This is a genomic window from Achromobacter sp. B7 (assembly GCF_003600685.1).
Taxonomy (GTDB): Bacteria; Pseudomonadota; Gammaproteobacteria; order Burkholderiales; family Burkholderiaceae_B; genus Achromobacter; species Achromobacter spanius_B.
Genome location: NZ_CP032084.1, coordinates 4,529,620 through 4,549,090, shown reverse-complemented (window position 1 = coordinate 4,549,090; position 19,471 = coordinate 4,529,620). Strand labels below are relative to the sequence as shown.

The following is a 19,471-nucleotide window of genomic DNA, read 5'->3' as shown; positions in this document are numbered from 1 at the left end:
GTATTCCTGGTCAGCGCCACGGCTAGGATTGCGTGGCTGGGGATCGGTTGCAGCTGCGGGTGAAGGGCAACATGCGCAGCACGCGGTTGCCGTAGAAGCAGGGGCGGATAGGCGACTCGCCCATCGCGACCGCCTGGGACAGCGCCTGTGTGGCCTCCCGGAAGGAGGCCACCTCGAACTCGGCCGGAGCCTGTATCGGTATGTCGAAATTCAGTTCCCACTGGTCAGGCCCAAACGTCCAGTTGGCGCCCGACGCCCAACGCGCGAGCGCTTGACGGACCGTTCCGTCTTGCGGGCTGATGCGCCAAATTTGCTTGGGGGGTTCCACGATTTCCGGTTCGGCGACCGGCTCCGTCGAAGCGACCTCCACGGTGATGACAGGGCCGGGCGCCGCCGCGACCTGCTGGCGACTTGTGCCCGCCTCAGTGGCCTGTGCCGTCGTCTCGGCAGCCGGTGCCGGCGTCGCGGTGGAGCTGGCGCCAGGAACAGCAGCCGCTGCATTGCTAGCCATCGGCGACGTGGCGCTGGCGGGGGACGCTGGATTCCCAAGCTTGGGCGGCGCTTCCGGCACCGGGATCGGGGGAATGTCCGCCGAAGCCAGAGCTGTCGGCGATTTACCCGGTAGAACGGTGCGCGGATCCGCATGGTTAATCAGGATGCGTCCGGAGTTCGGGGGGGTCGGAGGGGCGGGCGGTACGAATCCGCAGGCCGAAAGGATGCAGGCCACCGATATGACGGTGGCCAGGAGACTGACTTGCATGGGTAACTCCAGAGAAGATGCGGCCAGAACGGCCGGTGTGTTATCCCGGTAGATCTCGGCCCTGGGCCGCCGGTGTCCACGGGGGGATTCCTTGACGCTCGAGTTCGAGATGCACGGCTCGCATATCGCCGGGGGAACTTTGGCGCCGCGAGAGCAACAGCATTTCCAAGAGGATCGGAAGCATCGGGGATGCGTCGCTGCCGCCGGCGCCGGCGTCCATCAATGTGAGCCGGAGTTGAGCAATGTGTTCAGCCACCTGGTCGTCGACTTCCAGCCTGTCCCGTAGATAGGCCGAAAGTGTCATACCCCGATCGAGGGCGGCGCTTTCGTAACGTCGGTAGGCCGCGTCCGAAAGGCGGAAACTAATGGGACGCTCAAGCAGCGAGCGCATGAAAACGTGCCTCTTCCACGACGATATGGCCCATGGCCTCCGCGAACGCTTGCTTGAAAGCGGCCCTCCGGACCCTGCGCTCGAGCGGCGAGTCGGTCTTGTCCGCGCAGTGCGCGCGGAACTGCTGATCGCGGTATTGCGCCGGGGGCAGATTCGGCGCGGATTCGAACCAAGTCCGGGCGGCGTGCCGCGCTGCCCGCGCCGTGGATGGAAATTCAAAAGATGCGGCCGCACTGCGGGCCGCGGGCGGATAGGCCATGCGGGGATCCTTGATTGAGCTTTATGCGGGGGTCGCCCGGCGTAATCGGCGGGCGCGTTCCGAAAGGTAGATACGGAAGTGGGGAGTGAGACGGCCGCAACCAAATTGATTGGGCGCTCAGTTTGGACAAGAGGCTGATGGTCAAGGCGCACCCCTTGGAGTGCATCAGCCCGGAAACCACAGGACAGGCGGTGTTAGGCAATGCCGCCAGTCGGGCTACTGTTTCGCGGATCGTCCCTTTTTCGGCGATTTTTCGATACGCGTCTTTGGGAGCGTCAGATCCAAAGGTAAAAGCTGCTCCAAATATTCGCCGAGTTTTTCCCACGCGGCGCGCTTTTCGTCGGCAAATTCATAAAGTTGGTAGTGGCGCCGAATCTTGTTTCGTCCCGTGTGGGCGACGTGACCCTGACAGCGGTCAATGATGTTCTCGGGAATCCCTTGAGATTGCATGATCGTCGCGCCCGTCCGCCTCAAGTCGTGAGGCGTCCATTTTCCATTCGCTCCGTCAGCTAGGACGAGGGTGTCGTCGTTACGGCGACCGGCGAGGGGCGTTCGGTCAGAGGCCTTGAATCGTGTCTGGCGGTCTCCGATTTGCTTCGTCACAGTCTGCGCAGAAAGGGGACCGAGGCCGTCTCGAGCTGGAAAGACGTAGCGCGAATCCGAGAGTGCCATAGCGGCTTCGAAATGGCGCACTGCGAATTCTGAAAGGTGGACGATCTGGTCTTGCTTCTGCCGGCGGCGTCCTTTCGAGTTTTCCTTTGGTATAAACCAAGTTTGTTCAGGAAGGTTGACGTGCGCCTTCTCGGCTTTTGTCAATGCTCCGATCCGTGTGAGCGTGCTCAGACATATCCACACGGCATGTTGGGTCGCGGCTGCGACCGGTAACTTAGCGACACGTTTGTTGGGTGCCTGCTCGTACTCGTTTTCGCCGAATCTGAAGCGTTTTGCTAGCTCCACGATTTCGGTGTCTAGCAATACTCGTGTACGCACATTTTCCGGGTCGTATTCATCGTCCAACAACAGATCAAGGTCGACGAGCTTCGCGGGGTTTCCTTCGATGAGGAGGCGCCTCCAAGGCTGCCGGTCCTCCGCCCATCCAAGCATTTGACCTATAGCGCCGAAAATTATCACTGCGAGACGATTGGCGCCTCGTCCAATCACTTCGCGCAGGACCTTCTTTATGTCACTCTCGGACATTGTCCGCAGGACGGAATCGCCGATAACGGGCAATACGTCCTTGCCAAAAATCCGTTTCAGCTCGGCATTGTCGTCAGACCGGCGAACCCCTTCTTCTATCCAGGCGTCGTACAGGTCCTTGAACTTTAGGTCTTGGGCGCGGCGCTGGCTCTCTTCGCAAATTAGCTGGTCGACCTTGCGTTGGGCCTCGATCTTATCGGCGACTTTTTGGCGCCTAGGATCGACGCCGTTTGCGACGAGTTCCCGAGCGTTGTCTCGCCGTTCTCGGATTGTGGCCAAGTCGACAGTCGGCCAGTTGCCACAGTAGTACCAAGCCTTGCGCCCTTCCCACTTGAAACCGTAGCGGAATGCCACCGCCGCGGCTCCATTCGACACACGAACTTCTCCAGTCAGGCCTCCGCCGTCTGCGATACTGTCTTTCGCCCAAGCAGTCGGTATGGATTCAAGCTCTCGAATTGTCCATTTGTGACCTCGGCCTTTTTTCGGGTAACGCGTCATGCACCTATTCCCATATTGTGTACACCCATAGGTACACCCGGTCGCGGATTGCGGCGGATGTGGGTGGATGATAATGGAAATTTGTGCGCTGTAAGTCGTTGAAATCGAAGGATTAGTTTTCCAGCGTTGTCCGCACGCTTCCATGCGCAACCAATTTGGGAGCAGAGGGTCGTGAGTTCGAATCCCACCGCCCCGACCAAAAAAATCAAGGGCTTACGCTTTTACGGCGTAAGCCCTTGTGCTTTTGTGGCGGGCTATTCGCTGATGTGGTTGAACTGCACCGATTCCGGGGCAATGCCGCCTTGTTTCAGGCGGATGTCCACCTGTTGTTCTTCGGTGCTGGCGCTGCTGCCTTCAGGCAGTTCCAGCCAGTTCGCCAATTCACGCTTGGCTTGCAGTGTCTCTGAGATACCGCCGTTGACCAGGGCGACGCCGTGGTCGCCGTCGAGTTTGCGATAGCTGATCTGCGTTTTCATTGTTTTCTCCTGACGTGAAGCATCCAAGGACCGCCCGCGCTTGTCGGGCGGTGCCAGTGCCGCTCAGCAAGTCCCGTTCCAAGCTGGCCCCTTGCCCGAACCAGACGGCACCAGGCCGCGCCACGGGGACGGATGCAAAGGCGCCGGATCCTTCCACGGCCCACCCCTACGCCGGCTTGAACACCATCAGCCAGAAAATCCCCAGGAACGCGCCCAGCGCCGGAAAGCCCAGCACGAACCATGCGCGAAAGTAGCGCATGAACCGGGGCGATAGCGGTTCGCCGGCGGCGGCCGAGGCCGTCGCGCTGTCGCGCATCAGCATTTGCAGCTTCACGACCGGCAACCAGCAAGCGATCGCCACCGCATACAGCATCAACGAGGCGGACAGCCACGGCGTGTTCCAGGGCAACTGCATCAGGTGGGCCAGATACCAGCCCGTCAGCGGTTGAATGACGGCGGTGGTGGCGGTGAACAGCCAGTCGGCCACGACCACCACGCGCGCCACCGAGGCCACCACCTTGACGTCGCGGCGCAGGACCACGCACAGCAGGTAGAACGCCGACCCGATGCCCGTGCCGAACAGCAGCGTGGAAGACAGAATGTGCAGCAGCTTGAACCAAAGATATTCCATCACGGCCTCCGCGCGCGGCTATCGCATAGATACAGCAGCGCCAGCACCGCCAGCATCGGCACATTTTTCGAAATGGGGCCGAAGGGGTGCAGCCACTGCTCGGGCAATTGCACGGTGATGATGGCGGTGTAGCCCAGTATCAAGGCCATCTGCGCCAGCCACACCCAGCGCTTGCGCCCCCCCAGGTTCATCAACGTCAACACGCCCAGCACCAGGTCCAGGCCCGCCGCGCCCGCCAGCATGATCGGGGCCAGGGCGTGGGGCACGCCGGCGTCGGCAAGCAGCGCCAGGCTGTCCTGGATGGGGTACAAGCCCATGGACACCGCCGCCGTCCATAGCCAGACGGCGGCGATGCACAGCCGCATCACGGGCAGCATCGTGCGCAGGATGCTGTCGGCGCGCAGCGGTGCCTGCTCATGCGGCGCTATGAACGATGCGGGGCCGACGGGGCTGCGGCCCAGCAGCGTGGCGAAGGCGATCGGGTTGCCGGTATTACCGCGGTTCAACATGGCCAGGCTGTCCGCGTCGACCAAGGAGCCTGGCATCCAGCTGCCGGCCCTGGCCGCGGCGCTCGCCATACGCGACGGCACCGGAATGATCCACTGCCTTCCCGCCATGCCCAGCCCGCCGCGCAGCATCGACAGGTAGGTCCTCACCGTGACGGGCTCGGGGCCGCAGAACGCCACGGTGACCGCACCGGGCGCCGGCTGCGCCAGCATCGCGCGCACGCCCGCAACCACGTCATTGATGTGCACGGGCTGAACGCGCTGCCAGCCGCCCGCAGGCAAAGCGACGACAGGCATGACGGCAAGCTGGTTGAACAGCGCGGCGCTGCTGCCGCCCACGCCATAGACCAGCGACGGCTGCACGATGTAAGCCGGTGCGCCGGCCGCGCGCAACGCGTCGTCCGCGGCGCGCTTGCTGATATGAAAGCCCGATGCGGCCTCGGCATCCGCCCCCAGCGCCGAAAACTGGATGACCTGCGCGCCGTATTGCCGGGCCGCCGCGAACAGCGCCTTGGCCGCCTTGTCGTGCACGTTGGCAAAGCTGGCCGAACCCGACTCCCGAAAAATTCCGACCGTATTGATAACGGCATCCACGCCGGACAACAGCGGCGCCCAGTCTTCCACCCGCGTCAGCCGAGAAAAGTCCGCGGGCACGTATCTTGCTCGCGGCACGTTCAAGTCGCGGGGGCGTGGCGTGCGCACCAGGCATACCAGCTGATGGTCGTCTTCGCGCAGGGCGTCTACCAGCCGGCTGCCGATGAATCCATGCGCACCGGTCAGCAGAATTTTCATGCCTGTTCCTTTTTTGTCGCGGCGCCAGATCGGTTCAGCGGGTTCAGCAAACTGCATACCTGGCGGCGCCGGGGCAAGAGCCCCGGGCTGCCACCACACCAACCAGGGGATCACCATGCATGAATGGCGGCAAGCTTTTGTAGAAGGCGTACGTAGCGGTAGCGCGGCCAGCGCGTTGTCCACGTTGGCATTGATTGCGTTGGCTAAGCACCAGACCGGGCACGCCGCCGCCGCGACCAATGCGACCAGCCAGTGGCTGTGGGGCGAGCGCGCGCTGCACCAGGATGACCCCAGCTGGAAGCACACGGCGACCGGCCTGCTGATCCACCATGCGGCGTCTATCTTCTGGGCCACGCTGCACGCCCGGGCCAGCGCACGCGTACAGCAGACGCGCTGGGGCAAGCGGCCGTGGATGGAAGGGGCGCTGGTGGCCGCCACATCGTGTTTTGCCGATTACCAATTAACGCCCAAGCGCTTGCAACCCGGCTTTGAGCAGCGACTGACGCGCGGCGCCTTGCTGTTGGTGTATATCGCTTTCGGCGTCGGCATTGCGTTGGCAACGGGCGGGGCATCGCCAGGCAGGCGGAACGATGCAAGCGGCAGCGGCCGTCGTGCCCGGCGGCCTTCACGCATACGTGATTGATGCGGGTTCGATTCGGGATTGAACCGGCTGCGGCACCGTTCGGACCCGCGCATCAAGAAAACACCCCGAGATCCGAAGACGCCCCCACGCGTCGGACCTCGGGGTGTGGGCGGCTCAGGCCGCTTGCCTGGCCTTACTTGGCTTTACCGGCCTGCGCGGCTTCCGCGTTGGTCTGCTGTAGCGCCAGCATGCTGAGCTTTTCGTCGGTGGCCTTTTCCTCGGCCAACGTTTCCTTTAACAGCGTCAACGCCTCGGTCAGGCCCAACTGCTTGGCGAAGGTGCACAACGTGCCGTAGCCGGCAATTTCGTAGTGCTCGACCTTCTGCGCGGCGGCAATCAACGCAGCATCGCGCACCGGCCCTTTTTCAACGTCTTCGATCACGTCGCGGCCTTCCTCCACCAGGCCTTCCATCGCCGCGCACTTGATGCGCTTGAGGCGGAAGTCGGCGGATTCGATGATCTTGTCGATGCGTTCGACCTGGCCGCGCGTTTCTTCCAGATGCTGGGTGAACGCTTCAGCAAGCGCTGGGTCGGAAGCGGCGCGGGCCATCTTCGGCAACGCCCGCGTCAGTTGCTTCTCGGCGCTGTAGATGTCCGACAGTTCATGCACGAATAGATCCTGCAAAGTCTTCTGGGTCATTGTCTGCTCCCGTGTGTTGATGGGTGTGATGGGTGTAAAGGTGGCCATGATTGGCGCAGCGCCATTCAGCAAACACCATGCCTGGCGCGCCGTGCTATTTCGCCTGGCCCTGGCCCTTAATGGCCTTTTGCAGTGCGCGCGCTTCTTGCAGATGGCGCTTCAGCGCGGGTAGCGTGTCGGCGGCAAAGCGCTTCAGGTCGGGATCGTTGGACTCTTTGGTGGCCTTGTCGAAGAGTTCGACGGCGTCTTCGTGCGCGGCCACCCCGATCTCGTCGCTGTACGCCTCATCAAAGCCGTCGCTGCGCAGGTCCAGCGCCTTGAGCTTGGCGCTTTGCACCAGCGAGGGCTCCTTCGGCGTCTCGAAGCCTTTCTGTTTTGCCAGCGCTTGCAATTGCTGCCCCACGCGGGTGTGGTCGTCGACCATCTTTTGCGCGAACTGTTTGACCTTTGCGTTCTGCGATTTCTTCAACGCCAGTTTGCTGCCGTCCACTTCCAGATAACCCGATTCCGCCGCCCGGGTCAGGAAGCCGCGGTCTTCGCTATTGAGCTTGGTGATCGACGCGGCGGAGTCGGCGGGGTCCGGCTTGGGCGCGGATTGCGCGGATTGCGCGGCGGCCACGCCATGTGCGCCCAACATGATGGCGCCGCAAAGCGCTGCGACATAGACGTGCTTGGTCATGCGTGTCTCCTGGATGAGGCCCGCCAGCGCGATGCCGCCCGGCGGGGCCATGCAACCTAGCAATCCGCATGCCCACGCACGCACGCGGTGCGCTCGGAAAACCCGCTGCGAAGGCACGATAGTTGCTGCCCCCACCGCGCGATTCGCAACGCTGCGGTTGCATGTCTAAGGGGACACACATGAAAGCACTTTGCTGGCACGGAAAGCACGACATCCGGTACGACACGGTTCCGGATCCGATTCTGGAACATCCCGGCGACGCCATCATCAAGGTCAGCGCCTGCGCCATCTGCGGGTCGGACCTGCACTTGTTCGACGGCTTCATGCCGGAAATGAAATCGGGCGATGTGATGGGGCACGAATTCATGGGCGAGGTCGTCGAAGTGGGTAGCGAGACCAAGCGCCTGAAAGTAGGGGACCGCGTGGTGATTCCATTCACCATCACCTGCGGTCAGTGCGACCAATGCCGACGGGGCAATTTTTCGGTCTGCGAACGCACCAACCGCAATGCCGACGATGCGGCCAAGATGTTCGGTCACACCACGGCCGGGCTGTTCGGCTACACGCACCTGACGGGCGGCTACGCGGGCGGACAAGCGGAATTCGTCCGCGTGCCGTGGGCCGACACCACGCATATTCCCGTACCGCCCGAACTCACCGACGACCAGGTCCTGTTCCTGGGCGACATCCTGCCCACGGGATGGCAGGCCGCGATGCAATGCGAGATCGAGCCCACCGATACCGTTGCGGTGTGGGGCGCGGGGCCGGTGGGCCAGATGGCGGTGCGCAGCGCCGTGCTGCTCAACGCCCGTCAGGTGATCTGCATCGACGATGTGCCCGAGCGGTTGAAGATGGCCAGGGACGGCGGCGCCATTACGATCAACTTCGAGGAAGAAAGCGTGGTGGAACGGCTGAACGCGCTGACGCAGGGCAAGGGGCCGGACAAGTGCATCGACGCGGTGGGCATGGAGTCGCATTCAGCCAGCGCCATGGGCGGCATGTACGACCGCGTGAAGCAGGCGGTGGGCGCCGAGACCGACCGGCCGCACGTGCTGCGTGAAATGATCTACGTATGCCGGCCGGGGGGCGTGTTGTCCGTGCCTGGCGTATACGGCGGCATGATCGACAAGATTCCGTTTGGCGCGTCGATGAACAAGGGGCTGACCTGGCGCATGGGCCAGACGCACGTGCAACGCTGGACGGATGAGTTGCTGGACATGATCGTCAAAGGCCGCATCGATCCGTCATTCGTCATCACGCACCACGAACATCTGCAAGCCGGCCCGGACATGTACAAGACCTTCCGCGACAAGCAGGACGGCTGCATCAAGGTGGTGTTGAAGCCGTAATCGTTGCGACCCCGCGCACGGCTGCCGTCGGCTAGCCGCCCGACGGCAGCAGCTGGATGCCGGTGCGACGCACGAATTCGTCGTAGCTGATGGGCGCGCCTTCCCTGGCGCTGGCGGCGTTGGCCTGCCAGTGCACCCACGAGCGGCCCGTCGTGGCGTCGTACACGACTTTATAGACGTGGCTGGGCACGGCGACGCCGGCGCCGATCGTCGCCGGTTTGCCGCTGTAGTAGGGGCCGGTATAGACGTACACGTCGCCCGCCGCGCGCATGACGTATTTGCGCGTGTCCTGCTCGATGCGGCTCCACGAGCCCGCGTTCTGTGTCTGATCTTGGGGCACCATGTTCGCCAGCGAGAAGCTTTGCGCCATGGTTTCCTTGGAATACATATCGCCGGCCGGCGCCATGTGGCCGCGCGAATAGCCCGACCCCTTGTAGTCATCCAGCGCGGCGCGTTCGGCGCCGGGCAGCCGCGCTTCCGCGTAGAACTTGTCGGTGCGCTGCATGCCCTGCGCCTGCGCGAGCAGCTTGCGGTTCAGGCGTTCAACAACGAAAACGGGGGTTTTGGTTTGACCGTTATGCAAGACGGCAAAGCCGGTAAAGCACAGTTCGCGCAGCGCCGCGCCGGACGGCACGACAGGCATCTGGCCTTTCGGAAAGAACTGCGGACAGTCGGCAAACCGCGTGTGGGTCAGCGCGCCCGACGGAATCACGGCCGGGGCAATTTTTTCCTGCGCGGGCCAACCCAGGCGAGCCAGAATGGCGTCGGGCGTCAGTTGCGCGGGCCATTGCGGTTTCAGCACATAGGTGGCGGCGCCGAAGCTGGCCAACGACGACACCAGCAGCGCCCTGATGAACCGGTAGGCTCGGCCGGCGGATTTTGTATTGCCCCGGGCGGCGGGGCGTTTCTTTCTTGCTGCTGGTTTCTTCGCGCGCGTCATGCTACCTGTGTGTTGCGGGCCGGCCCTTGATGCGGCCGGCGTCAACGGATTGTAGATGACTGCGGCCAGCCGCAAGTCGGCGCGTTTACAGCACCAATTTCAAGCCGATCGCCAGCATGGCCACGCCCACGCAGGCATCCAGCACGCGCCAGGCGCGCGGGCTGGCGAACAGCGGCCGAAGCAGGCGGGCGCCGTAACCCAGCGTGAAGAAAAACGCGAATGAAGCCGACATGGCGCCCAGCGCGAAAGCGACTTTCTGCCCTTCGTATTGGCTGGATATGGACCCCAGCAGCACCACGGTGTCCAGGTAGACATGTGGGTTCAGCCAGGTGAACGCCAGGCACGTGGCCAGCGTGGCGCCAAGCCCGGCTGTCTGCGTGGCCGACGGCGCCAGGCTGTCGTGCTGCGTGCGCCACGCCGACCGCAGGCTGCGCAGCGCGTACACAAACAGGAACAGCGCGCCGCCATAGCGCATGGCCGGCTCCAGCCAGGGCAGCGTGTCCACCGCCAGCCCGAAGCCGGCCACGCCCGTCGCAATCAGGATGGCGTCGGACACGGCGCAGGCCAGGCACACGGCAAACACATATTCCTGGCGCAGGCCCTGTCGCAGGACGAAAGCGTTTTGCGCCCCGATGGCAACGATCAGGCCCAGGCTGAGCAAAAATCCAGGAACGAACGCGGTCGTCATTGCAACCCCCATGAAAAGGGCGACAGACTAGCTGCTGGGGCCAGATTAGAAAAACTAATTAATCTAAACCGAGTTCAGGGCGGCTTAAGACGATGTCCGGGGGGCGCGCCATATGCGAACTTGGGTACATGCCCGGCCCGGCACGCCGTGCCTTGCCGCGCCGTGGTGGCGTTCACGCAGAGGCATGTCCGGCCGCCACCAGGTGGTCCAGCAACAGGCTGGCCGCCGCCGACAGCGCTTGCGCGTCGCGCAGGCAGATGGCAAAGCGGCGATGGCTCCAGGGATCCAGCAGTGGCAGCACGCGCAGCCCATGGGCCAGCGCATAGGGCGTGGCGACCTCGATGGGCGCGACGCTGATGGCCAGGCCGGCCAACACCACACGAAACGCCGAATCGAAATTGCTGACGGTGACGCGGTGGCGCAGGGTCTTGCCGCTATGGCTTGCCGCCGTCTGCAACATGCGCAAGACCGCGCCGGCGGCGGGCATGTTGACGTGTTCGAAGTCCAGCGCGTCGTCAAACCATACCGCCTCGCGCTGCGCCAGCGGATGGCCGGGCGCGGTCACGACAGCCAGGCGGTCGCCCCGGTAGGGCCGGGTTTGCAGGCCGTGGAAGTCGGCCGCGTCCCAGCAGATGCCCAGGCTGGCAATGCCGCCCTTTACCTCGCGCACGACCTCCTGGCTGACGCGTTCTTCCATGTCGACCCGGATGTTCCGATGGGGCGCCATTTGCAGAAAGGCCGCGATGTCGTCGGCCAGGGATTCCGCCAGCACGGACGCCGTTGCCAGGATGCGGACCTGGCCCTTGACGCCGCTGGCATAGGCCGACATGTCGCGTTCGATGCGGTCCGAGCTGGCCAATATGGCGCGCGCGTGTTCCAGCAGCGTCTCGCCAGCCTCGGTGGGCTCGACGCCCCGGCGTTTGCGGGTCAGCAGCTTGGCGCCCACCGTGTCTTCCAGTTGCGCCAGCCGCTTGCTGATGGCCGATCCCACGATGCTGGCGCGTTCGCCGGCGCGCGCAATATTGCCGGTTTCGCATACCGAGATGAAAAGGCGCAGGGTGGTGATGTCCAGATCGCGCATGGCGGGCTGCCTTGATATGAAATTCCGATTGGGAATATTAAACGTTCCAAAATACCGCTGGTGCGCGAATAGAGAATATCTAAACTGGCTTCATCTTCATCTTCATCTTCATCTTCATCGGTCTTCCCACCCCTTGCCGAATCCGCCGCCATGCCGACTGCCCCATCTTTTGTGATTCCCCCCACCGCCGTCGTGCGCGAAGTGGGGCTGCGCGATGGGCTGCAAAGCCTGCCCGTGGTGCTGCCAACCCACACCAAATGCGAATGGATCGACGCCGCCTACGCCGCCGGTCAACGCGAAATCGAGGTCGGCTCTTTTGTGCCCGCCCGTCTGCTGCCGCAGTTGGCGGACACGGACGCGCTGGTGGCTCACGCGAAAAAACTGCCCGGTCTGTCGGTGTCGGTCCTGGTGCCCAACGTAAAGGGCGCCGAACGCGCGCTGGATAGCGGCGCCGACCTGATGCTGGTGCCCTTGTCGGCCAGCCATGCACACAGCGTGGCAAACCTGCGCAAAACGCCCGACGAGGTCGTCGCGATGGTGGGCCAGATACGCGCGGCGCGCGACGCGGCGGGCTCGTCGATGTTGATCGAAGGCGGCGTCGGCACGGCCTTTGGCTGCACCTTGCAGGGGCAGGTACCGCCGCACGACGTGTTGCGCTTGATGCAGGCGCTGCTGGACGCCGGCGCGGACCGCGTCAGCCTGGCCGATACGGTGGGCTATGCGGACCCCGCGGCGGTGCAGCGTCTGTTTACCGACGCGCGCCGCATTGCCGGCGAGCGCCTGTGCTGTGCGCACTTTCACGACACGCGAGGGCTGGGCCTGGCCAATGTGCTGGCCGCGTTGCAGACCGGCGTGTCGCGCTTTGACGCCTGCCTGGGCGGCATCGGCGGGTGCCCACATGCGCCCGGCGCCAGCGGCAACGTCAGTACGGAAGACCTGGTGTTCATGCTGGAAAGCATGGGCGTCGCCACCGGCGTGGACATCGATCGCCTGCTGGCGCTGCGCGCTGCCGTGGATGGATGGCTGCCCGGGCAGCCATTGCATGGGGCGTTGTGGCGCGCCGGCGTGCCCAAGACGTTCCGCGCTGCATCGCATTCGCTTGCGCAGCCCCACACCCAGGGTCCCCGCGGCGCGCGCCTTTAAGCGCCCGCGCACTTCACACGAGCTTTGTCATGTCACAACCACATCAAGAACCGTCCTTGCCGCAGACTTCGCGCGCGTTGCCGCTTGCCGGCCTGCGCGTGGTCGAATTCACGCACATGGTGATGGGCCCGACCTGCGGCATGGTGCTGGCCGACCTGGGGGCGGAAGTCATCAAGGTCGAGCCCGTACAGGGTGACCGCACGCGGCATCTGCTGGGCGTGGGCGCGGGGTTTTTTCCCATGTTCAACCGCAACAAGAAGAGCATTGCGCTGGACATCCACAGCGCCGCCGGCGCCGAGGCCGCGCGCAAGCTGGCCGCGGGCGCCGACGTGGTTGCCGAGAATTTCCGGCCGGGCACCATGGCCAGGTACGGGCTGGATTACGCGTCGCTGGCACGTGACAACCCCCGGCTGATCTACGTCAGCCACAAGGGTTTCCTGCCCGGGCCCTACGCCATGCGCACCGCGCTGGATGAAGTCGTGCAGATGATGGGCGGCCTGGCCTATATGACCGGGCGGCCCGGCGACCCGGTGCGCGCCGGCACCAGCGTGAACGACATCATGGGCGGCATGTTCGGCGCCATCGGCGCGATGGCCGCGCTGATCCAGCGGGGCATCACCGGACGCGGCCAGGAAGTGCAATCGGCGCTGTTCGAGAACAATGTCTTCCTGGTGGGGCAGCACATGCTGCAATACGCGATCACCGGCCAGCCGTCCGCACCGATGCCCGAACGTGTATCCGCCTGGGCGCTGTACGACGTTTTCACCGTGAAGGATGGCGAGCAGATTTTCCTGGCGGCCGTCAGCGATGCGCAGTGGATCACGTTTTGCGACGCTTTCGGCTTTGATGATTTGAAGCGCGACCCCGCCATGGCGACCAACAACGACCGTGTGCGCTTGCGCCCCACCTTGCTGGCGGACCTGCGCGCGCGTCTGGCGGGGTACAGCGCGGCGGAACTGGCGGCGGTGTTCGAACGCATCGGCCTACCGTTCGCGCCCATCGTCAAACCCGAAGCGCTTTACGACGACCCTCATTTGCGCGCGACGGGCGGGCTGGCCGACATCCGGCTGCCCGACGGCGAACGCGCCGGCCAGATGGCGGGCGCGGCGCTATTCCCCTTGATGATGGACGGCCATCGGCTTGGGGTTCGACAGCATCCCCCCACCTTGGGCGCGGATACCGACGCACTGCTGGCAGACCTGGGGTATGACGCGACGCAGATCGCGGCGCTTCGGGAGCAGGGCGCGGTGGCCTGATGAACGGCAATAAAAAACAACCAGGAGACAGACATGAACGATCAACGCGCGGGTTGGAGCCGCCGACAACTATTGGGGGCGCTGGGCGCCGCGATGCTGGCCGTGCCGGGCCTGGGGCGCGCGCAATCGGACCGGCCCGTGAAGTTCATCCTGCCGGTAGGCGTGGGCTCGGGCGTGGACACGATCACGCGCTCGGCCGGCCCTGCCTTGTCGTCGGCGCTGGGCCACACGGTGGTGGTGGAAAACCAGCCGGGCGCGGGCGGCATCGTCGGTACGTCGGCGTTGGTGCGGTCGGCGCCCGACGGCTACACGCTGAGCATGGTGTCGAACAACCATGTGATTTTTCCCAGCGTCTATAAGTCCTTGCCGTTCGATCCGCTGGCGGACATCACCCCGATCAGCATGGTGGGCATGACGCCGTTCCTGTTGGTGGCCAACCCGAAGAACATCACGGCCAACAACCTGAAGGATCTGACGGCATTGTTGTCGCGGGAACCGGGCCGCTACAACTACGCGTCGTCGGGCAATGGCACGATCCTGCATCTGGCGGCGGAAATGTACGTGCAGCAGGCGGGCGTCAAGGCGCGCCATATTCCGTACAAGGGCGTGGGGCCCATGATGGCGGACCTGATCGGCGGGCAGGTGGATTTCGGGGTGTTGTCGCTGCCGTCGGTACTGCCGCAGATCAAAAGCGGGGCGCTCAAGGCGCTGGCTGCCTGTGGGGGCGAACGGATGGAGGCATTGCCGGATCTTGCCACCGCGCGCGAGCAGGGCCTGGTTGACTACGAGATAGGCGGCTGGTTCGCGGCAGCGGGGCCGGCAAAGCTGCCGGCGGCCGAGGTGCGGCGCGTCTACGACGCATTGGGGCGGGCGTTCAACGCGCCCGAGGTCAAACAGGCCATGGCCACCCAGAACAACAAGATCTTGCTGATGCCCCCCGAGCAGACGGCGGCGTACTTCCGTTCTGAAATGGCCAAGTACGCGGTCATCGTGCGGGGGGCGGGGCTTGAGCTGATGTAGCGCCCAAAGCTGGGGTGTCAGCCGGCCTTCTGGTCGGCGGCCCGCAGCAGGCCGTAGAGCTTGTCCTTGAGCTGTAGTTTTTCTTTTTTCAGCACTTCAATGTTGACGCCCGAGGTTGGCACGACGCCGTCCTCCATATTTTGAATCTCCTGGTCCAGGTCGTTGTGGCGCTGGAACAAGGCCGAGAAATGCGCATTCTCGGATTTCATCTGCGTAATGAGTTGGCGATATTCAGGGAACATTAGGGCCTCTCTCTTGGGAACCCGTTGACGGGAACCGGCGACGCACCGGGACGCGGCACGCGTCGGCTCGCCCATGACACGCCAACCCCCGCGCCTTGTCAACCACGCGGCCCCCGCCGCCCTTGGTGTGAATTGACCGCCCGCAAAGCCGGCAGATACGCGGCGTGAAAATGTCGTTGATGCTCACTTTTGATTACATGAAAGGGTTTGCCCGGAGATACACTCGGCACCCCGTGGTCCGTCATCTTTTAGACATGAAACAACGCGCGTCCAATGTTCGGCAGGTTTTTGCTCTTTTCAGCAAGGACGGGCGTATCCACCCGGGCACCGGCATGATGAGCGGCGTGATCGCGCTGTTCCTGGCCATTCTGGCCGTGCTGGGCGTATTGGCTTTCCACTTTCCCGCTTACCTGACCACGCCGGAACTGCGCGCCTTCTATTCCGTGGAGGCGATGCGCACGCTGCTGTTTTCCGCGTTGCTGGTGTCTGGGTCGATCGCACTGGCCAACATCGTGCTGGGCCGCCAGCGCTGGCTGAATATTTCGGCTTTCGTGCTGGTCTGCTGCGCGGTGGCCGCCGGGGGCAGCCAGGTCGTAGTGACCACGTCCAATACCGGCAACCACCCGTACCTGGGCCTGGACTGGTTCATCCTGGACCTGCTGGCGTCCAGCATGGTCTTCATCATTTTCGAAAAGCTGACGCCGCTGTATCCCGGCCAACCCGTGTTTCGCGGCGAGTGGCAGGTGGACATGAAGCATTTCCTGTTCAATCATCTGTCGGTGGGGGCGGTGCTGCTGTGCATCAACTTCTTTATCCACCGGCTGTTTTCCTGGGCAGCCTACGAGCCGCTACAGGCCGCCATCCAGTCGATGCCGTATCTGCTGGAATTGTTCGTAGCGGTGCTGGTGGCGGACCTGGCGCAGTACGCGGCCCATCGGGTCTACCACGAGGTCCCGTTCATGTGGCGCATCCATGCCGTGCACCACAGCACGCGCACGCTGGACTGGCTGGCCGGATCGCGCCTGCACATCGTTGAACTGCTGATCACGCGCGTGGCGGTGTTGGGCGTGTTGTTCGTGCTGGGGTTTTCAAAGGCCGTGCTGGACGCCTACATCATCATCGTCGGCTTCCAGGCCGTGCTGATCCATTCCAACGTGCAGCTGCCGTGGGGCTGGCTGCGCTACATCATCGTGACGCCGGACTTTCACCATTGGCACCACTCGTCGGACACGGAAGCCATCGACAAGAACTACGCCGCCCACTTCTCGTTCATCGACTACATCTTTGGAACGGCCGTGCGCGGCGTGGGCAATCGCCTGCCCGAAAACTACGGCATCCTGGACAATGACATGCCGGGCACCTTCCTTGCCCAGCAAGCGTATCCCTTCAGCCGCAAGCGCTAGCCCGCGCCTGCCGGCTACAGCATCTTGACCGCGCGCCCGATGAACTGAATCGGGCCGGTCGGCTTGCCGATGGGCGAGCCGGTCTTGGGTTCAAGCGTCAGCTCGAAAAGCTGGTTGGGCTCCAGCGGCGGCAGCTTGTCCAGCGGGATTACGACGGGTTCGCCCGGCTTGATCAAACCCAGCGATACCGGGCCGGCCCAGCCGTCGGCCTTGGTCCAGAATTCCAGCGCCCGGTCCGGCGGCACTTCCGTTGCGGCGATGGGCACCAGTTGCACGGCGCTTTGCCCGGCCTGCGCCTGCACCACCCAGCCCGGCGCCTGCGATTGGGGCGCCACCAACACCACCACGTATTGCGGGGCCGACGGTGTCGATGCGGGGCGCAGCGCCAGCGTGCTGCCCAGGATCAGCACCGCCGCCATACCGCCCACGGCCACGCTGCGCCAGAACATCAGGCTGTCCCACAGCCCCGGCTTGGATGGGCCGATAGGGCGCGACCGCGGGGCCGCCGACGCGTTCGTCTGGGCTTGTCCCCGGGCATGGGCTTGTACGCGGGCATGGGCGGTGCCCTTGGCCTGCGCCGCATCCAAGGTGCCGACGATGCGCGGCCAAAGGCTGGCCGACGGTTCCACCGGGGTCGACAGATTCGTCAATGGCAGCAGGCGCGCTTCCCATCGCGCCACGGCGGCCCGCAGGGCGGCATCGTGCGTCATACGCGTTTGCACCGCGCGGCGCGCGTCGGCCGACAAGGTGCCCAGCACGTATTCGCCTGCCAGTTCGTCGGTGTCGTCGTAAGCTTCTTGCGGGGCGTTCATGCCAGGCACTCCCGCAGCGCTTGCAGGCTGCGCTTGATCCACGCCTTGACGGTGCCCAACGGCGCGCCCAGGCGTTGCGCGATCTCGCTGTGCGTCAGCCCCTCGACATACGCGTGCAGCACGCAGTTGCGGCGCACGGGTTCCAGTTCTTCCAGGCACGGAGCCATGCGGCCCGCGCTGGCGCGCCAGTCGAACGCGTCACGCGTGTCGTGCCAGGCTTCGATGGCGTGTCGCGCGTCCAGGGCGGCAGCGGCGTCATCATCTACGTCGGTTTCGCGCGCGGTGTCGCGCAGCGCGTTCAACGCCAGGTTGCGGGTGATGCTGTAGACCCAGCCACGTCCCGAACCCCGCGATGCGTCAAAGGCGCCCGCCTGCTTCCAGATCTTGACGAATGCGTCATGCACGATGTCCTCCGCCCAAGCGCGGTCGCGCAGGAGTCGTTGGGCCACACCCAACAGGCGCGGGCCTTCTTGCCGATACAGGGCCTCCAGGGCGGCCCGGCGGCCGGCGGCGCATTCCTGCAAGGCGGCTTCGTAATCGAAATCCGGATCAAGGCGGTTCGGCATGCGAGAGCGGGGGAACGGGAAGAGGGCGGCCGCGCGTGATCTGCCTGCGCGGTGGGAAGTTGCGCCATCTTACCCGGAGTCCCCTGCCGTGGGCCCGTCGGAATACGACGGGCCCACGGGATCAGTTCGCCTTGTAGAAAATGTAGTCGGCCTGGTATTGCACCTGGCTCTTCTGGCCCAGCATGGCGGTGGTGCAAGGGGTCTTGGGCGCCACGCCGCCCTTCAGGGCCACGCGCTGAATGTAGGTCACCCCGGTCAACGCGCCCGCGCCCATCGCGGGGTTTGCCTTGACCAACTGGTAAGGCAGGTTGCCGTCACCCGCCGGCGCCACGGCCACTTGCGTGCCGGTCAGCTTCGAGCCGTCCATGGCTTCCCACGTGGCGGGCGGGCCGTAATACGTGCCCACCTGCTTGCCCTTGCGGTCGTTAAGCACGGCCTTCGGGCCGGCAAACACCCATTCGGCCTGGCCCTTCATATCGGCCTTGGCGCGGCATTCGTAGGTGATCTCGCCCACGCCCACGGTTTCCCAGGCCACCTTGTTGCCGGCGGGCGCCTGGACGCTGGCGGGCAGGTTGGCCTGCGAATAAGCCATGGATTGGGAACTCATCGAGCCGCAGGCGGCAAGCAGCGACACGGCGAACAGGCCGGCAACGGCGGGAATGCGGTGCGAACGTTGGGTCTTCATGAGCGGTCTCCAGCAACGTGAAAGGTCTGTGGACGACGCGCCCATTGCGCGCCGGTACAGGTACTACACGCGGGGAGCCCAAACGGATGCAGGCCGGATGCAAATATTTTTGCATCCGGCCTGCATCGGCAAAACGGGCGGGCTTTACTTGGCCTTGCGGTTGGCCGAGTACGACGCCATCAGGTTGCGGTAGTCGGGGATGTGGTTGGCGAACAGGGTGCCCAGGCCTTCCACGTCGTTGCGCCAGTCGCGATGCAGTTCGCACGCCACGCCGAACCAAGACATCAGCTGCGCGCCGGCTTGTTCCATGCGGCTCCAGGCGGCGTTGCGGGTGACTTCGTTGAAGGTGCCCGAGGCGTCGGTCACGACGAACACATCAAAGCCTTCTTCCAGGGCCGACAGGGCGGGGAAGGCGACGCACACTTCGGTGACCACGCCGGCGATGATCAGCTGCTTCTTGCCGGTGGCCTTGACGGCCTTGACGAAGTCTTCGTTGTCCCAGGCGTTGATGTTGCCGGGGCGGGCGATGTAGGGGGCGGTGGGGAACTTGTCTTTCAGTTCCTGGACCAGCGGGCCGTTGGGGCCGTCTTCGAAGCTGGTGGTCAGGATGGTGGGCAGCTTGAAGTATTCGGCCAGGTCGGCCAGTGCCAGCACGTTGTTCTTGAATTGGTCCGGTTGGAAATCGCGCACCAGCGAAAGCAGGCCGGCTTGGTGGTCAACCAGCAGGACGGCGGCTTCGTTCTTGTCCAGTTTCACGTAGGGCTTGGTCATGGTTTGCTCCGTTATGTCTTCAGGTTTGGTGCGCGGTGTTGCG

General features: G+C 64.3%; 23 protein-coding genes. 6 read left to right on the top strand and 17 right to left on the bottom strand.

Translation table 11 applies throughout. From position 1 onward, the window contains the following. Positions 1-22: 22 nt before the first annotated feature. The 7 genes from DVB37_RS20540 to DVB37_RS20510 form a co-directional block, all read right to left on the bottom strand. Positions 23-760 (bottom strand): TcpQ domain-containing protein, encoded by a 738-nt coding sequence (locus DVB37_RS20540; protein WP_120156608.1) that lies wholly within the window; start codon positions 758-760, stop codon positions 23-25. 40 nt (positions 761-800) lie between these two features. After that, positions 801-1,151, bottom strand: a complete 351-nt coding sequence (locus tag DVB37_RS20535) for a hypothetical protein (RefSeq protein ID WP_120156607.1) — start codon at positions 1,149-1,151, stop codon at positions 801-803. Next, a complete protein-coding gene (locus DVB37_RS20530) occupies positions 1,135-1,410 on the bottom strand; it encodes a hypothetical protein (protein WP_120156606.1) in 276 nt (91 codons plus the stop codon). The genes DVB37_RS20535 and DVB37_RS20530 overlap by 17 nt, the downstream gene beginning before the upstream one ends. 216 nt (positions 1,411-1,626) lie before the next feature. Next, the gene (locus DVB37_RS20525) at positions 1,627-3,105 is read right to left on the bottom strand and encodes an integrase arm-type DNA-binding domain-containing protein (RefSeq protein ID WP_162941252.1); all 1,479 of its coding nucleotides are present in this window, start codon (positions 3,103-3,105) and stop codon (positions 1,627-1,629) included. A gap of 254 nt (positions 3,106-3,359) precedes the next feature. Next, the gene (locus tag DVB37_RS20520) at positions 3,360-3,581 is read right to left on the bottom strand and encodes a hypothetical protein (protein WP_120156604.1); all 222 of its coding nucleotides are present in this window, start codon (positions 3,579-3,581) and stop codon (positions 3,360-3,362) included. Between the two features lie 166 nt (positions 3,582-3,747). After that, positions 3,748-4,212 carry a DUF2269 domain-containing protein gene (locus DVB37_RS20515; RefSeq protein ID WP_120156603.1) on the bottom strand — a complete coding sequence of 155 codons (465 nt, stop codon included), beginning with the start codon at positions 4,210-4,212 and terminating at the stop codon, positions 3,748-3,750. Continuing rightward, positions 4,212-5,510 (bottom strand): SDR family oxidoreductase, encoded by a 1,299-nt coding sequence (locus DVB37_RS20510; RefSeq protein ID WP_120156602.1) that lies wholly within the window; start codon positions 5,508-5,510, stop codon positions 4,212-4,214. Before DVB37_RS20510 ends, DVB37_RS20515 begins: the two co-directional genes overlap by 1 nt. 115 nt (positions 5,511-5,625) lie before the next feature. On the opposite strand from DVB37_RS20510, the gene DVB37_RS20505 reads away from it, so the two are divergent. Beyond that, positions 5,626-6,153 carry a hypothetical protein gene (locus DVB37_RS20505; RefSeq protein WP_120156601.1) on the top strand — a complete coding sequence of 176 codons (528 nt, stop codon included), beginning with the start codon at positions 5,626-5,628 and terminating at the stop codon, positions 6,151-6,153. A gap of 133 nt (positions 6,154-6,286) precedes the next feature. On the opposite strand, the gene DVB37_RS20500 is transcribed toward DVB37_RS20505, so the two are convergent. Beyond that, complete coding sequence (locus DVB37_RS20500; RefSeq protein WP_046806222.1) at positions 6,287-6,793, bottom strand: ferritin-like domain-containing protein; 507 nt, start codon at positions 6,791-6,793, stop codon at positions 6,287-6,289. Between the two features lie 94 nt (positions 6,794-6,887). Then, a complete protein-coding gene (locus DVB37_RS20495) occupies positions 6,888-7,472 on the bottom strand; it encodes a DUF4142 domain-containing protein (RefSeq protein WP_046806259.1) in 585 nt (194 codons plus the stop codon). Positions 7,473-7,651: 179 nt separating this feature from the next. On the opposite strand from DVB37_RS20495, the gene DVB37_RS20490 reads away from it, so the two are divergent. Continuing rightward, complete coding sequence (locus tag DVB37_RS20490) at positions 7,652-8,821, top strand: zinc-dependent alcohol dehydrogenase (protein ID WP_104144530.1); 1,170 nt, start codon at positions 7,652-7,654, stop codon at positions 8,819-8,821. A 31-nt stretch (positions 8,822-8,852) separates the two neighbouring features. Here DVB37_RS20490 and DVB37_RS20485 read toward each other — a convergent pair whose 3' ends face one another. The 3 genes from DVB37_RS20485 to DVB37_RS20475 all read right to left on the bottom strand — a co-directional run bounded on the left by DVB37_RS20485 (position 8,853) and on the right by DVB37_RS20475 (position 11,530). Next, positions 8,853-9,761 (bottom strand): DNA/RNA non-specific endonuclease, encoded by a 909-nt coding sequence (locus tag DVB37_RS20485; RefSeq protein WP_162941251.1) that lies wholly within the window; start codon positions 9,759-9,761, stop codon positions 8,853-8,855. An 85-nt stretch (positions 9,762-9,846) separates the two neighbouring features. Further along, entirely contained in the window at positions 9,847-10,449 is a 603-nt protein-coding gene (locus DVB37_RS20480) for a LysE/ArgO family amino acid transporter (RefSeq protein ID WP_120156600.1), read from the bottom strand. Positions 10,450-10,621: 172 nt separating this feature from the next. Next, the gene (locus DVB37_RS20475) at positions 10,622-11,530 is read right to left on the bottom strand and encodes a LysR family transcriptional regulator (RefSeq protein ID WP_104144528.1); all 909 of its coding nucleotides are present in this window, start codon (positions 11,528-11,530) and stop codon (positions 10,622-10,624) included. 150 nt (positions 11,531-11,680) lie between these two features. Here DVB37_RS20475 and DVB37_RS20470 point away from each other — a divergent pair, with 150 nt between their 5' ends. From DVB37_RS20470 to DVB37_RS20460, 3 genes are read left to right on the top strand one after another with little or no spacing between them, the layout of a single operon-like run. After that, positions 11,681-12,673 (top strand): hydroxymethylglutaryl-CoA lyase, encoded by a 993-nt coding sequence (locus DVB37_RS20470; RefSeq protein ID WP_120156599.1) that lies wholly within the window; start codon positions 11,681-11,683, stop codon positions 12,671-12,673. Between the two features lie 29 nt (positions 12,674-12,702). Continuing rightward, a complete protein-coding gene (locus DVB37_RS20465; RefSeq protein ID WP_104144526.1) occupies positions 12,703-13,929 on the top strand; it encodes a CaiB/BaiF CoA-transferase family protein in 1,227 nt (408 codons plus the stop codon). 33 nt (positions 13,930-13,962) lie between these two features. After that, on the top strand, positions 13,963-14,949 hold the full coding sequence (locus DVB37_RS20460) for a tripartite tricarboxylate transporter substrate binding protein (protein WP_162941250.1): 987 nt from the start codon (positions 13,963-13,965) through the stop codon (positions 14,947-14,949). 17 nt (positions 14,950-14,966) lie between these two features. On the opposite strand, the gene DVB37_RS20455 is transcribed toward DVB37_RS20460, so the two are convergent. Then, entirely contained in the window at positions 14,967-15,191 is a 225-nt protein-coding gene (locus tag DVB37_RS20455) for a YdcH family protein (RefSeq protein ID WP_120156598.1), read from the bottom strand. A 254-nt stretch (positions 15,192-15,445) separates the two neighbouring features. Between DVB37_RS20455 and DVB37_RS20450 the strand changes: the two genes are divergently transcribed. Next, entirely contained in the window at positions 15,446-16,594 is a 1,149-nt protein-coding gene (locus DVB37_RS20450) for a sterol desaturase family protein (RefSeq protein WP_120156597.1), read from the top strand. Positions 16,595-16,608: 14 nt separating this feature from the next. Here the strand turns inward: DVB37_RS20450 and DVB37_RS20445 are convergent, their stop codons facing one another. The 4 genes from DVB37_RS20445 to ycaC form a co-directional block, all read right to left on the bottom strand. Then, positions 16,609-17,406 (bottom strand): anti-sigma factor domain-containing protein, encoded by a 798-nt coding sequence (locus tag DVB37_RS20445; protein ID WP_120156596.1) that lies wholly within the window; start codon positions 17,404-17,406, stop codon positions 16,609-16,611. Next, the gene (locus tag DVB37_RS20440) at positions 17,403-17,972 is read right to left on the bottom strand and encodes a sigma-70 family RNA polymerase sigma factor (RefSeq protein ID WP_046806212.1); all 570 of its coding nucleotides are present in this window, start codon (positions 17,970-17,972) and stop codon (positions 17,403-17,405) included. Before DVB37_RS20440 ends, DVB37_RS20445 begins: the two co-directional genes overlap by 4 nt. Before the next feature lie 121 nt (positions 17,973-18,093). Next, positions 18,094-18,657: a DUF3455 domain-containing protein gene (locus tag DVB37_RS20435; protein WP_120156595.1), complete on the bottom strand. Its 564-nt coding sequence runs from the start codon at positions 18,655-18,657 to the stop codon at positions 18,094-18,096. A 144-nt stretch (positions 18,658-18,801) separates the two neighbouring features. After that, on the bottom strand, positions 18,802-19,428 hold the full coding sequence (gene ycaC / locus DVB37_RS20430; RefSeq protein ID WP_046806210.1) for an isochorismate family cysteine hydrolase YcaC: 627 nt from the start codon (positions 19,426-19,428) through the stop codon (positions 18,802-18,804). Positions 19,429-19,471: the final 43 nt, after the last annotated feature.